Genomic DNA, 13,348 nt, shown 5'->3' on the forward strand with positions numbered 1-13,348 from the left:
CAATCATGCCGCCTGCGCGGCCTTCTCCCCGCCTCGGGCGTTCTCCTGGCGCCGGGCGTCGATCCGCGCCGCGTTCGGCCAGCGGACGTCGTACGCCCAGCCGGCCCGCTCGAACCAGCGGATCAGCCGGGCGCTGGAGTCCAGCTGGCCCTTCATGACACCGTGCCGGGCGCAGGTCGGGTCCGCGTGGTGGAGGTTGTGCCAGGACTCGCCGCAGGACAGCACCGCCAGCCACCACACGTTGCCGGAGCGGTCGCGGGACTTGAACGGGCGCTTGCCGACCGCGTGGCAGATCGAGTTGATCGACCAGGTGACGTGGTGCAGCAGCGCCACCCGCACCAGGGAGCCCCAGAAGAACGCGGTCAGCGCGCCCTGCCAGGACCAGGTGGCCAGCCCGCCGACCAGCGGCGGGATCAGCAGCGACACCGTCGTCCACAGGATGAACTGGCGGGAGACGGTCCGGATCGCCGGGTCCTTGATCAGGTCGGGGGCGTACTTGTGCTGCGGGGTCTGCTCCTCGTCGAACATCCAGCCGATGTGCGCCCACCACAGGCCCTTCATCAGCGCGGGCACGCTCTCGCCGAAGCGCCAGGGGGAGTGCGGGTCGCCCTCCGCGTCGGAGAACTTGTGGTGCTTGCGGTGGTCCGCCACCCAGCGGACCAGCGGGCCCTCCACCGCCATCGACCCCATGATCGCCAGCGCGATCCGCAGCGGACGCCGGGCCTTGAAGGCGCCGTGCGTGAAATAGCGGTGGAAGCCGATCGTGATGCCGTGGCAGCCGATGTAGTACATCGCCGTCATCAGCCCGAGATCGAGCCAGCTCACCCCCCAGCCCCAGGCCAGCGGCACCGCGGCGACCAGCGCCACGAACGGCACGGTGATGAACAGCAGCAGGGTGATCTGCTCCAGCGAGCGGCGCTGCTCGCCGCCCAGCGTCGCGGACGGCAGGGTGGACGGAGCGGAAGAACCGGCGGGCGCGTCGAGCGGGAGCGGTGACTCTTCGACGGCTTCGGTACCAGCGGTCATGGTGTCCCTCGTCGGGGGCTCGGGGGCACGGCTACGGCCTACGGGACCGTAACCTACGGTTTCGTAAGTATGGCAGCGACACCGCCGCGGGCAAGGCCGTGACAGGCCCCCGGCCCCCGCCCGCCACGGCGGGTGCCCACCCTGCGGACGGTGTGATTCGCCGCTGGTGGGGAGACCTATCCTGGGGGCGTCGGACAGCGCGGTCCGCCACAAGCCCAGACGTGCTCAATGACTGCACCATCACTGCAAGGAGCCGCACCTGTGAGCAGTGCCGACAACACCACCGCCGAGAACCCGTCCGAAAACCCCGACGCCACCAGCGACAACGTCGCCCTGCGCGCCGACATCCGCCGCCTCGGCGACCTCCTCGGCGAGACCCTCGTACGGCAGGAGGGACAGGAGCTGCTGGACCTCGTCGAGCGGGTCCGCGCGCTGACCCGCTCCGACGGCGAAGCCGCCGCCCGGCTCCTCGGCGACACCGACCTGGCCACCGCCGCCAAGCTCGTGCGCGCCTTCTCCACGTACTTCCACCTGGCCAACGTCACCGAGCAGGTGCACCGCGGTCGCGAGCTGCGCGCCAAGCGGGCCGCCGAGGGCGGCATCCTCGCCCGCACCGCCGACATGCTCAAGGACGCCGACCCCGAGCACCTGCGGGCCACCGCCCGCCACCTCGGCGTCCGCCCGGTCTTCACCGCCCACCCCACCGAGGCCGCCCGCCGCTCCGTCCTCACCAAGCTCCGCAGGGTCGCCGAGCTGCTGGACCGTACGGACCCCACCGAGCGCCGCCGCGCCGACCTCCGCCTCGCCGAGAGCATCGACCTCATCTGGCAGACCGACGAGCTGCGGGTGGCCCGCCCGGAGCCCACCGACGAGGCCCGCAACGCCATCTACTACCTTGACGAGCTGGGCCGCGGCGCGGTCGGCGACGTCCTCGAAGACCTCGCCGCCGAGCTGGAGCGGGCCGGCGCACAGCTGCCGGCCGGCACCCGCCCGCTCACCTTCGGCACCTGGATCGGCGGCGACCGCGACGGCAACCCCAACGTCACCCCCCAGGTGACCTGGGACGTCCTGATCCTTCAGCACGAGCACGGCATCACCGACGCGCTGGAGCACGTCGACGAGCTGCGCGGCGCGCTCTCCAACTCCATCCGCAACTGCGGCGCCACCGACGAGCTGCTGGAATCGCTCCGGCGGGACCTCGACCTCCTCCCGGAGATCAGCCCCCGCTACAAGCGGCTCAACAGCGAGGAGCCCTACCGCCTCAAGGCCACCTGCATCCGGCAGAAGCTGATCAACACCCGCGACCGGCTCGCCGGCGACACCCCGCACGTGCCCGGCCGCGACTACCTGGGCACCGCCGAGCTCCTCGACGACCTGGCGATCATCCAGACCTCGCTGCGCGAGCACCGCGGCGGCCTGATCGCCGACGGCCGCCTGGAGCGCACCCTGCGCACCATCGCCGCCTTCGGCCTCCAGCTCGCCACCATGGACATCCGCGAGCACGCCGACGCCCACCACCACACCCTCGGCCAGCTCTTCGACCGCCTCGGCGAGGAGTCCTGGCGTTACGTGGACATGCCGCGCGACTACCGCCGCAAGCTCCTCGCCAAGGAACTGCGCTCCCGCCGCCCGCTGGCTCCCACGCCCGCCCCGCTCGACGAGGCCGGCGCCAAGACCCTCGGCGTCTTCCGCACCATCCTCAAGGCCAAGGACACCTTCGGCCCCGAGGTCATCGAGTCGTACATCATCTCCATGTGCCAGGGCTCCGACGACGTCTTCGCCGCCGCCGTACTAGCCCGCGAGGCCGGCCTGATCGACCTGCACGCCGGCTGGGCCAAGATCGGCATCGTGCCGCTGCTGGAGACCACCGACGAGCTCAGGATCGCCGACCAGCTGCTGGACGAGATGCTCGCCGACCCCTCCTACCGGCGGCTGGTCGCCCTGCGCGGCGACGTCCAGGAGGTCATGCTCGGCTACTCGGACTCCTCCAAGTTCGGCGGTATCACCACCTCCCAGTGGGAGATCCACCGCGCCCAGCGCCTGCTGCGCGACGTCGCCCACCGGCACGGCGTACGGCTGCGCCTCTTCCACGGCCGCGGCGGCACCGTCGGCCGCGGCGGCGGCCCCTCGCACGACGCCATCCTCGCCCAGCCCTACGGCACCCTCGAAGGCGAGATCAAGGTCACCGAGCAGGGCGAGGTCATCTCCGACAAGTACCTGGTCCCCTCACTGGCCCGGGAGAACCTCGAACTGACCGTCGCGGCCACGCTCCAGGCGTCGGCCCTGCACACCGCCCCCCGCCAGTCCGACGAGGCGCTGGCCCGCTGGGACGCCGCCATGGAGACCGTCTCCGAGGCCGCCCACGGGGCCTACCGCCGCCTCGTCGAGGACCCCGACCTGCCCGCGTACTTCTTCGCCTCCACCCCGGTGGACCAGCTCGCCGAGCTGCACCTGGGATCGCGCCCGTCGCGCCGCCCGGACTCCGGCGCCGGCCTCGACGGACTCCGCGCCATCCCCTGGGTCTTCGGCTGGACCCAGTCCCGGCAGATCGTCCCCGGCTGGTTCGGCGTCGGTACCGGCCTCAAGGCCGCCCGCGAGGCCGGGCTCGGCAGCGTCCTGGACGAGATGCACGAGCACTGGCACTTCTTCCGCAACTTCCTCTCCAACGTGGAGATGACGCTCGCCAAGACCGACCTGCGGATCGCTCAGCACTACGTCGACACCCTCGTCCCCGACGAGCTCAAGCACGTCTTCGACGACATCAGGGCCGAGCACGAACTGACCGTCCAGGAAGTCCTGCGGGTCACCGGGGAACGCGAACTCCTCGACTCCAACCCGGCCCTGAAGCAGACCTTCCATATCCGCGACGCCTACCTGGACCCGATCTCCTACCTCCAGGTCTCCCTCCTGGACCGCCAGCGCCAGGCCGCCGCCAACGGCGAGGAAGCCGACCCGGTTCTCGCCCGCGCGCTGCTGCTGACCGTCAACGGCGTCGCCGCCGGCCTCCGCAACACCGGCTGACCCGGCTCCGCACCGCACACCACGGCGGCCCGCCCCTCGCACAAGAGGGGCGGGCCGCCGTCGTACGTCCGGATCCGCCGCGTCTACATCGTCGCGAAGGCCGCCCCCAGCAGCGCCGCTCCCAGCAGCCCCATCACCCACGCCGTACGGCGCAGCCGGAGTCCGCCGGCCACGATGAGCGCCGCCAGCAGCAGCGCCCCGCCGAGCGGCACCCACGCGTGCAGCACACCGCCCAGCCCGGTCCGCACCGCACGGGTGGAGTCCGGCCGCAGCGCCACCGCGACCCGCTCGCCCTTCTTCACCGCCGCCTGCGCGACCGACACCTGCTGCCGCTGCCCGCCCGCGTCGGCCGGGACGAACGGCCCCGTGCAGCGGTCCGCCGCACACGCCGCCACCGTCATCGTGCCGCGCTCCCGCCCCTTGGCGAGCATCGCGTACCGCGCCGTCCCCCACGACGTCCACACCCCCGCGACCAGCAGGAGCAGCGCAAGCAGCGCCATCACCCCGGTCCGGGCGACGAGGAGCACCCCGAAGGCACCCTCGCCGAACCGCCGGGTACGACTGCGTCTGACCGAACCGGTCCGCCTACTGCGTGGGGGCATGGCGGCGATCCTTGGCCATCCCTCCGCGCCCGGTCAACCTCCGCCCGGCCTTTCGTCAGGCCCTGCCCCGCACTGCCCCATTCACGAGTTGTACGTGCTCTGCGCCCGTTCCAGACCCTCCAGGATCAGCGCCTCCACCGCGTCGGCCGCCCGGTCCACGAAGTAGTCCAGTTCCTTGCGCTCCGCCGACGAGAAATCCTTCAGCACGAAATCCGCCACCGGCATCCGGCCCGGCGGACGGCCGATTCCGAACCGCACCCGGTGATAATCCGAACCCAGCGACTTGGTGATCGACTTCAGACCGTTGTGCCCGTTGTCCCCACCGCCCAGCTTCAGCCGCAGGGTGCCGTGATCGATGTCCAACTCGTCATGCACCGCAATGATGTTGGCCACCGGGACCTTGTAGAAATCCCGCAGTGCCGTGGTCGGCCCGCCCGAGAGGTTCATGAACGACATCGGCTTGGCGACCACCACCCGGCGGCTCGACGGCCCCGGCGGACCGATACGCCCCTCGACGACCTGCGCCCGCGCCTTGTGCGCCTTGAAACGCCCGCCCATCCGCTCCGCGAGCAGATCCGCCACCATGAATCCCACGTTGTGGCGATTGGCCGCGTACTCCGGCCCCGGATTTCCCAGCCCCACAACGAGCCAAGGGCTGTCTGCGCCCGCCATCTCCGCCATTTCCGCGTCTCCTTGAAAGCAGTCAACCGCCGCCCCGCGCCAGAGCACGGGACGGCGGTTGAAAGAGTATTCCGGATATTCCGGAACGGGCGATCAGGCTTCCTCGCCCTCGCCCTCCGCGGCCTCCTCGGCCGGGGCCTCGGCCTGTGCGGCGACGACCTGCAGCACCACGGCGTCGTCCTCGACGGCCAGCGAGACACCGGCGGGCAGCACGATGTCCTTCGCCAGCACCGACTGGCCGGCCTCCAGGCCCGCGACGGAGACCGTCACCGACTCCGGGATGTGGGTGGCCTCGGCCTCGACCGGCAGGGTGTTCAGCACGTGCTCCAGCAGGTTGCCGCCCGGCGCCAGCTCGCCCTCGGTCTGGATCGGGAGCTCGACGGCGACCTTCTCGCCCTTCTTGACGGCCAGGAAGTCCACGTGGACCAGGAAGCGGCGGATCGCCTCGCGCTGCACGGCCTTGGGGATGACCAGCTCGCCGCCGCCCTCGCCCTCCAGGCGGATCAGCGCGTTCGGGGTCTTCAGGGCCATCATCAGCGCGTGGCTGTCGATCGCGATGTGCTTGGGCTCGGCACCGTGACCGTAGACGACCGCCGGAACCTTGGCCTCACGACGCAGGCGGCGGGCGGCGCCCTTACCGAAGTCGTTACGGGCCTCAGCGGTGAGCTTGACCTCAGCCATGACTGCACTCCTCGTATCTCAGAAACATCTGCGGGGCGTCACCCGGCCCACGACAGACCTGCTACGAAGAGCGCGTCGATAACGGACAGCCACCGCACAAAAGGGCGGCCTCCCTCGCCGAGCAACTCGATGAGTCTACCCGGCGGGAAGGCCGCCCCAAAATGGATCTCCGTCGCCCCCGGTGCGGGCCACCGCCCGCACGGGACTACCGGATCCGGCTCACTGCTCCTCGAAGAGGCTCGTCACCGAGCCGTCCTCGAACACCTCGCGGAGCGCCCGCGCGATCGTCGGCGCCATCGACAGCACCGTGATCTTGTCCAGCTCCAGCTCCGAAGGCGTCGGCAGCGTGTTCGTGAACACGAACTCGCTCACCTTCGAGTTCTTCAGCCGGTCCGCCGCCGGACCCGACAGCACACCGTGCGTCGCCGTCACGATCACATCCGCCGCACCGTTCGCGAACAGCGCGTCGGCCGCCGCGCAGATCGTGCCGCCGGTGTCGATCATGTCGTCGACCAGCACACACACCCGGTCCTGCACATCGCCGACGACCTCGTGGACGGTGACCTGGTTCGCCACGTCCTTGTCGCGCCGCTTGTGCACGATCGCCAGCGGCGCGCCCAGCCGGTCGCACCAGCGGTCCGCGACCCGCACCCGGCCCGCGTCCGGCGACACCACCGTCAGCTTCGAGCGGTCCACCTTCGCGCCGACGTAGTCCGCCAGGACCGGCAGCGCGAAGAGGTGGTCCACCGGGCCGTCGAAGAAGCCCATGATCTGGTCCGTGTGCAGATCGACCGTCACCACGCGGTCGGCACCCGCGGTCTTCATCAGATCCGCGATCAGCCGCGCCGAGATCGGCTCGCGGCCGCGGTGCTTCTTGTCCTGGCGCGCGTACCCGTAGAACGGACAGACCACGGTGATGCTCCGGGCCGAGGCCCGCTTCAGCGCATCGATCATGATCAGCTGTTCCATGATCCACTTGTTGATCGGAGCCGTGTGGCTCTGGATCAGAAAGCAGTCCGCACCGCGCGCCGACTCCTGGTAGCGGACGTAGATCTCGCCGTTCGCGAAGTCGAAAGCCTTCGTCGGGACCAGGCCCACACCCAGCTGGTGCGCGACCTCCTCGGCAAGCTCGGGGTGGGCGCGGCCGGAGAAGAGCATCAGCTTCTTCTCGCCGGTCGTCTTGATCCCGGTCACAGCAAATCTCCTTGCATCACAGTTTGCGTGCGCTCATCACGGTACGCCCCGCACGGCGCACCCTTCGGCACAGTCACCGCTCGCCCTCGGGCTGGGAATCCGAGTCCTGGCCGGACTCCTGGCGAGCAGTCGAAGCGGCCTGCGCGGCGGCGCTCCCGGGTCGCTTGCGGGCGACCCAGCCCTCGATGTTGCGCTGCTGGCCGCGCGCGACCGCCAGCGAACCCGGGGGCACATCCTTGGTAATGACCGAACCGGCGGCGGTGTACGCGCCGTCCCCGATCGTGACGGGCGCCACGAACATGTTGTCCGAGCCCGTCTTGCAGTGCGAACCGACGGTCGTGTGGTGCTTCGCCTCACCGTCGTAGTTCACGAACACGCTCGCCGCACCGATGTTGGTGTACTCGCCGATCGTGGCATCCCCCACGTACGACAGGTGCGGCACCTTCGTGCCCTCACCGATCCGCGAGTTCTTCATCTCGACGAACGTCCCGGCCTTCGCCTTCGAGGCCAGCACCGTCCCCGGCCGCAGATACGCGTAGGGACCCACCGACGCCCCGGGCCCGACCTCCGCGCCGTCCGCCACCGTGAACGCGACCGACGCGCCCGCGCCGACCCGGGTGTCCGTCAGCCGCGACTGCGGACCGACCTCGGCACCCGTGCCGACGTGCGTGGCACCCAGGAGCTGCGTCCCGGGCTGAACCGTCGCGTCCTGCTCGAACGACACCGTCACATCCACCCACGTCGTGGCCGGATCGACCACCGTCACGCCGGCCAGCATCGCCCGCTCCAGCAGCCGCGCGTTCAGCAGCCGGCGGGCCTCCGCCAGCTGCACCCGGTTGTTGATCCCCAGGATCTCCCGGTGGTCGGCCGCCACCGCGGCGCCGACCCGGTGCCCGGCCTCGCGCAGGATCCCCAGCACGTCGGTGAGGTACTCCTCGCCCTGGCTGTTGTCCGTACGCACCTTGCCCAGCGCGTCGACCAGCAGCCGCGCGTCGAAGGCGAACACCCCGGAGTTGATCTCCCGGATCGCCCGCTGCGCGGCGCTCGCGTCCTTGTGCTCGACGATCGCGGTCACGGCGCCGGAGGCCTCGTCCCGCACGATCCGCCCGTAGCCCGTGGAGTCCGGGACCTCGGCGGTCAGCACGGTGACGGCGTTGCCGTCCGCCGCGTGTGTGTCGCTCAGCTTCTTCAGCGTCTCGCCGGTCAGCAGCGGGGTGTCGCCGCACACGACGACGACCGTGCCGTCGAGGGCGGCACCGCTGGCGCGCAGCTCGTCCAGCGCCGTGCGCACGGCGTGCCCGGTGCCGTTCTGCTCGTGCTGGACGGCGGTGCGGACGGCGGGGTCTACCTCGGCGAGGTGCTGGCGTACCTGCTCGCGGGCGTGGCCGACGACCACGACGAGATGCTCGGGGTCCAGTTCACGGGATGCGGCGACGACGTGTCCGACGAGGGAGCGTCCGCAGATCGCGTGCAGGACCTTGGGGGTCGTCGACTTCATGCGGGTTCCCTCACCCGCTGCGAGAACGACGACGGCGGCCGGGCGGTTGGCGCTCACGGGGATGCCCTTCGGCTTCTTGGCTACTTCGGGTGGTGGTCACCCGAAGGATACCGGGGCGTTTTGCGGAGGAAACGAGGGCGGGTCCTGACCGAGCGGTCAGGACCCGAACCGTGCCGTTGTCGACGTGTGCTCCCCCGCCAGGACTCGAACCCGGACATAAGGCACCAAAAGCCTCAGTGCTGCCAATTACACCACAGGGGATAGAAAAGCAATTCAAACCGGACGATGCGTCAGGTCGGTCACTTGGCACCCACCACTATGCCGTACCACCAGCCTCCGACGCGACGGTATGCGCCGCCGCCGTGCGGAACGCGCCTGGCGAGGCGCCCGTTGCGCCCCTTTTCTGGATCTTCCAGGCCCCTCTCGATCCTTCCCGGACATCCAACCTCTTCCCGACCATTCCGGCGTTTCCCGGCGTTCTCCTCTCCCGGCCCTCCCGTGAGGGCGACGGGACGTGGAAATGCCAACGATTCAGCAGTTCACGGGATATCTGGTCGTAACGGTAGGTAATGGGCCAGACCCATGCCCGTGCACGGAGCCGGGGAACGGCGAGCGGCGCCCGTACGCTGGTCGGTATGACCGCAACGGGGGCAAGTGAGAGCGTGGCTGCGCGAGGGGGGCCGGGGGGCGGTCCCTGGTGGTGGGCGCGGCGGCGCAGCGCCGTGCTGGACGTGCTGCTGGCGGCGGCGTCCACGGCCGAGTGCATGGCGGAGGGGATTCCGTTCGCGCACACGGTGGGGGTGCCCGAGGCCCTCGGGATACTCCTCGGCCTGGCGGCCGGGCCGGTGCTGCTGCTGCGCCGGCGGTGGCCGGTCGTGGTGGTGCTGGTCTCGATAGCCGTGATGCCCGCCCAGATGGGCGGGCTGCTGAGCACGGTGGGGCTCTACACCCTCGCCGCCTCGGACGTGCCGCGCCGGATCACCGGGCTGCTGGCCGGGATGACGGTCGTGGGGACCGTGGTGACGACGTTCCTCGGCATGCGGCAGGACCTGACGCCGCAGCACGACTTCCATTCGCCGGCGTGGGTCGTGCCGGCGATGGCGCTGGCGGTGGGGCTGGTCCTGACGGCGCCGCCGGTGCTGTGGGGGCTGTACGTCGGCGCCCGGCGGCGGCTGGTGGAGAGCCTGCGGGAGCGGGCGGACGGTCTGGAGCGCGAGCTGTCGCTGCTGGCGGACCGCGCCGAGGAGCGGGCCGAGTGGGCCCGTAACGAGGAACGCACCCGGATCGCGCGGGAGATGCACGACGTGGTCGCGCACCGGGTGAGCCTGATGGTGGTGCACGCGGCGGCGCTGCAGGCGGTGGCACTCAAGGACCCCCAGAAGGCGGCGAAGAACGCGGCGCTGGTCGGGGACATGGGGCGGCAGGCGCTGACCGAGCTGCGGGAGATGCTGGGGGTGCTGCGGACGGCCGAGGGGGCGGCGGTGCGGGGCGCCGCGGGGTCGGACGAGCCGGAGCGGCTGGTGGCGGTGGCGTCGCAGGCGGTGCGGCCGGCGCCGGTGGACGGCACGGGTGCGGCCGCCGCGGCGCCGGGTGAGCCGGAGGGGGACGGGCCCTGCCTGGCCGAGCTGGGGGATCTGGTGGGGCAGTCCCGGGCGGCCGGGATGGCGGTGGAGCTGTCCGTGGAGGGCGCGGCCGGGACCGCGGAACACGGTGCCGGCGCCGGGGATGGGGGCGGCGGTGCCGGGCGCCGGTATGCGGCGCGGGTCGAGCAGACCGTCTACCGGGTGGTGCAGGAAGCGCTGACGAACGTGCACAAGCACGCGCCGGGCGCGCGAGCCCGGGTGCGGCTGGCGCACCGGGCAGGCGAGGTGGCGGTGCAGGTGGAGAACGGCCCGTCGGAGCGCGGGGCGACGGACGCCGGGCTGCCGAGCGGGGGCAACGGCCTGGTGGGGATGCGGGAGCGGGTGACGGCGCTGGGCGGCGTCTTCGTCTCGGGTCCCACGGACGCGGGGGGCTTCCGGGTGTCGGCGGTGGTGCCGGTGGCCGGTGCGGGCGCCGGGGCCGCGGCCGGATGAGGTGAGGCAGACGGCGACGTGACCGGCTGAGCGGGGCCTCCGCTCCCGGCCCGGTGTCCGTGCGCCGCCCGCCGCGTCGCTGCGCTGCCGCGGCTCGTCGGCTCGGTGCGCTCAGTCCGCCGAGACCGTCAGCCGGCTCGGGCGGGTGCCCAGGACGAGGGTGTTCAGGGCCTGGTCGAGGTCCGGGCCCAGGTACCAGTCGCCGGTGTGGTCGAGGCTGTAGACGCGGCCCTCGGTGTCGATGGCGAGGGTGGCCTGGGGGTGGGTGGTGCCGCGGGTGGTCTTGGTGTCGGGGAGTTCTTCCCGGCCGAGGGGGGCCACGCCGGTGCCGAGGGCGCGGCCGAGGTCGCCGAGGGTGCGGGCGAGGTGGAGCCCGTGCAGCGGGTCGATGGTGAACGGGGTGGGCGCGATGTGGCGGCCGGGGCCCGGGCCGGTGATGTGCAGGCCGCCGAACTCTGCCCAGGCTTCGACGGCGGCGGCGAAGACGGTGTGGCGGTGGCCGGCGGGCGAGGTGTGGGCGCGGAGCGTGTCGGCCCAGTGCTCGGCCTGCTTTATGTCCCAGCGGCCGGGCTGCCAGCCGGCGTCCTGGAGCGCGACGTCCACGGCGGCGGGGAAGCGCGTGGAGCCGGTGCGCTCGTGGGCGGGGGTGCGCGGCGCGGGGGTGGGCGGCATGGTGGCGGTCAGCTCCCTTGGGGCGTCGTCGCCCCGATGGGCATGACGCCGAAGTGGGCGAGGAGGGCGTCGCAGGAGCGGCAGGGCGGTGCGTAGCTGCCGTGCTCGGGGTCGCCGTCCTCGCGGATGTGACGTGCGGTGATCTTGGAGTGTTTCAGGGAGCGGCGGGCCTCGCCGTTGGTGAGGGGCTTGCGGGAGGCGCGTTTGCCGCGGTTGGCCTCGACGGCGGTGAGGTGGCGGGAGAGCAGGACGGCCTCGGGGCAGCGCCCGGTGAAGCGGTCGCGCCGGTCGGTGGCGAGGGTGTCGAGGAAGTCCTGTACGAGGGGGTGCAGGGTGGGGGGCTGTTCCGCCTTGCTGGCCGTACAGGTGAGAGTTTGTCCGCGTACGGACAGGGCGGCGCCGATGGTGGGGAGGATGCCGTCGCGGCGGTGTCGGAGGACCGGGGCGCGGTCGGTGTCGGCGGTGCCGCTCCAGCCGATGCGGGGGTCGCCGGTGGCACGAGGGTCGCCCGTGGTCGATGTCTGGTGTGCCGTGGTGCTCATGGTGGTGCTTCCCTCCCTGCAATCCCCCCGGTTGCGGAGTCAGACTGCCAAATGTGCTGGGCGTTGCGGTAGTCGGGCGCGCTGTCAGGGATGTCACTGGGCTGTGACGGTTCGTCGGATGCTCGGTAACGGGGCTGGTGGGCGCGGTGCCGCGGGGTGCTGCCGGGGGCCGCGGGGTGCCGGGTGACGGCGGTGTGTCACGGGGCTGACGTGGGTGGGCGGGGGCGGTCGGGGGAGTCGCCGTGCGGCGGCGCCGTCGAGGGTGGTGGCCGGGCGGCGGGCGGGCGTTGCGGCACCGCATAGGCTGTGCCCCAAAGCCAGCTTCAGCCAGGGGGCAACCGCGATGACGACAGGTCGGCAAGGGCTGGGGGCGCATCCCGGCCTCCAGGCCGGAGGACGTCCCGCGCCACCGAACTCGGCCTACGCCGGGCAGGTCGTGCATTTCCCGGATCCGGTGCGTGCCGCGCGTCATCCGGCCGGGGTGCGGATGGACGGGAACGGTTTCCCGGACTTCTCGCCGTACGCCCGCGCCGCGGCCGAGATCGCGGAGCCGCCGGAGGGCTTCGGCGTCGACGAGCTGCGGCTGACGGACTACGTGTCGGCGAACGCGGCGCTGCACGCACAGGGCCACGAGCTGTGGATAGACGTGCCCGCGGTGGCGACGCCGCACGGCTGGACCTGGCATCACGTGGCGGGCACCCGGCGCATGGAGCTGATCCCGGTCGAGGTGAAGGCGCTGCTGCGGCACCACGCGGGGCTGGCGACGGCGGCGGTGGCGCACGACAAGCGGGGCACCCGGCCGTTGCAGGAGACCCGGCCGGTGCACTTCGGCCTGCCGCGGCGCGAGCTGTCGGTGGCCGAGGAGCAGCTGGCACAGGCCGAGGAGGCGCTGGGCTACCGCCTGCCGGGCGCCTACCGGTCGTTCCTGAAGGCGGCGGGCGGGTGCGCGCCGGTGGGCGCGGCGCTGGACGCGGAGCTGGGGCTGCTGGTCGACCAGCCGTTCTTCACGGTGCGGGACGACGCGGCCCTGAACGACCTGGTCTATGTCAACAAGTGTCTGCGGGACCACTTCACCAAGGACTACCTGGGAGTGGCGTTCGCGCAGGGCGGTGTGGTCGCGGTGAAGGTGCGCGGCGAGGCACTGGGCTCGGTGTGGTTCTGCCCGTACGACGACGCCCGGGACCAGGACGGTCTGGCGGTGCAGGAGCGGGTGGCGCGGCTGCTGCTGCCGTGCGGTGCGGATTTCGACGAGTTCCTGGAACGGCTGGCGGGCAATCCGCCGGAGCTGGAGACGGTGGCGAACCTGATGGTGGACGGCGGCTTCGCGTACGCCGTGCCGGTGGGGGGCTGATCGCG

Annotated in this window: 11 protein-coding genes and 1 tRNA gene; 3 read left to right on the forward strand and 9 right to left on the reverse strand. The window is 71.9% G+C overall.

The genetic code is table 11. The annotated features are described in order from the left end of the window. Positions 1-3: 3 nt before the first annotated feature. Complete coding sequence (locus GR130_RS03760) at positions 4-1,026, reverse strand: acyl-CoA desaturase (protein WP_159503377.1); 1,023 nt, start codon at positions 1,024-1,026, stop codon at positions 4-6. A 261-nt stretch (positions 1,027-1,287) separates the two neighbouring features. Here GR130_RS03760 and ppc point away from each other — a divergent pair, with 261 nt between their 5' ends. Next, a complete protein-coding gene (gene ppc, locus GR130_RS03765; RefSeq protein WP_201304787.1) occupies positions 1,288-4,047 on the forward strand; it encodes a phosphoenolpyruvate carboxylase in 2,760 nt (919 codons plus the stop codon). Between the two features lie 83 nt (positions 4,048-4,130). Here ppc and GR130_RS03770 read toward each other — a convergent pair whose 3' ends face one another. From GR130_RS03770 to GR130_RS03795, 6 genes are all read right to left on the reverse strand, one after another. Beyond that, positions 4,131-4,649, reverse strand: coding sequence for a hypothetical protein (locus GR130_RS03770; RefSeq protein ID WP_159503378.1), 519 nt, complete (start codon positions 4,647-4,649; stop codon positions 4,131-4,133). A gap of 81 nt (positions 4,650-4,730) precedes the next feature. After that, positions 4,731-5,321 carry an aminoacyl-tRNA hydrolase gene (pth, locus tag GR130_RS03775; protein WP_426797122.1) on the reverse strand — a complete coding sequence of 197 codons (591 nt, stop codon included), beginning with the start codon at positions 5,319-5,321 and terminating at the stop codon, positions 4,731-4,733. A gap of 102 nt (positions 5,322-5,423) precedes the next feature. Continuing rightward, positions 5,424-6,011, reverse strand: coding sequence for a 50S ribosomal protein L25/general stress protein Ctc (locus tag GR130_RS03780; protein WP_159503380.1), 588 nt, complete (start codon positions 6,009-6,011; stop codon positions 5,424-5,426). 219 nt (positions 6,012-6,230) lie between these two features. Continuing rightward, entirely contained in the window at positions 6,231-7,205 is a 975-nt protein-coding gene (locus GR130_RS03785) for a ribose-phosphate diphosphokinase (RefSeq protein ID WP_159503381.1), read from the reverse strand. 73 nt (positions 7,206-7,278) lie between these two features. Continuing rightward, a complete protein-coding gene (gene glmU / locus GR130_RS03790; RefSeq protein ID WP_159503382.1) occupies positions 7,279-8,760 on the reverse strand; it encodes a bifunctional UDP-N-acetylglucosamine diphosphorylase/glucosamine-1-phosphate N-acetyltransferase GlmU in 1,482 nt (493 codons plus the stop codon). Positions 8,761-8,892: 132 nt separating this feature from the next. Continuing rightward, a tRNA-Gln gene (locus GR130_RS03795) sits at positions 8,893-8,964 on the reverse strand. Between the two features lie 374 nt (positions 8,965-9,338). Between GR130_RS03795 and GR130_RS03800 the strand changes: the two genes are divergently transcribed. After that, on the forward strand, positions 9,339-10,778 hold the full coding sequence (locus tag GR130_RS03800) for a sensor histidine kinase (protein WP_159503383.1): 1,440 nt from the start codon (positions 9,339-9,341) through the stop codon (positions 10,776-10,778). A gap of 111 nt (positions 10,779-10,889) precedes the next feature. Here the strand turns inward: GR130_RS03800 and GR130_RS03805 are convergent, their stop codons facing one another. Next, positions 10,890-11,450, reverse strand: a complete 561-nt coding sequence (locus tag GR130_RS03805; protein ID WP_159503384.1) for an SUKH-3 domain-containing protein — start codon at positions 11,448-11,450, stop codon at positions 10,890-10,892. Positions 11,451-11,458: 8 nt separating this feature from the next. Further along, on the reverse strand, positions 11,459-11,992 hold the full coding sequence (locus tag GR130_RS03810) for a YwqJ-related putative deaminase (RefSeq protein ID WP_159503385.1): 534 nt from the start codon (positions 11,990-11,992) through the stop codon (positions 11,459-11,461). Positions 11,993-12,335: 343 nt separating this feature from the next. Here GR130_RS03810 and GR130_RS03815 point away from each other — a divergent pair, with 343 nt between their 5' ends. Then, the gene (locus GR130_RS03815) at positions 12,336-13,343 is read left to right on the forward strand and encodes an HNH endonuclease (protein WP_159503386.1); all 1,008 of its coding nucleotides are present in this window, start codon (positions 12,336-12,338) and stop codon (positions 13,341-13,343) included. Positions 13,344-13,348: the final 5 nt, after the last annotated feature.

Origin of the sequence: Streptomyces sp. GS7 (genome assembly GCF_009834125.1) — a bacterium.
Lineage (GTDB): Bacteria > Actinomycetota > Actinomycetes > Streptomycetales > Streptomycetaceae > Streptomyces.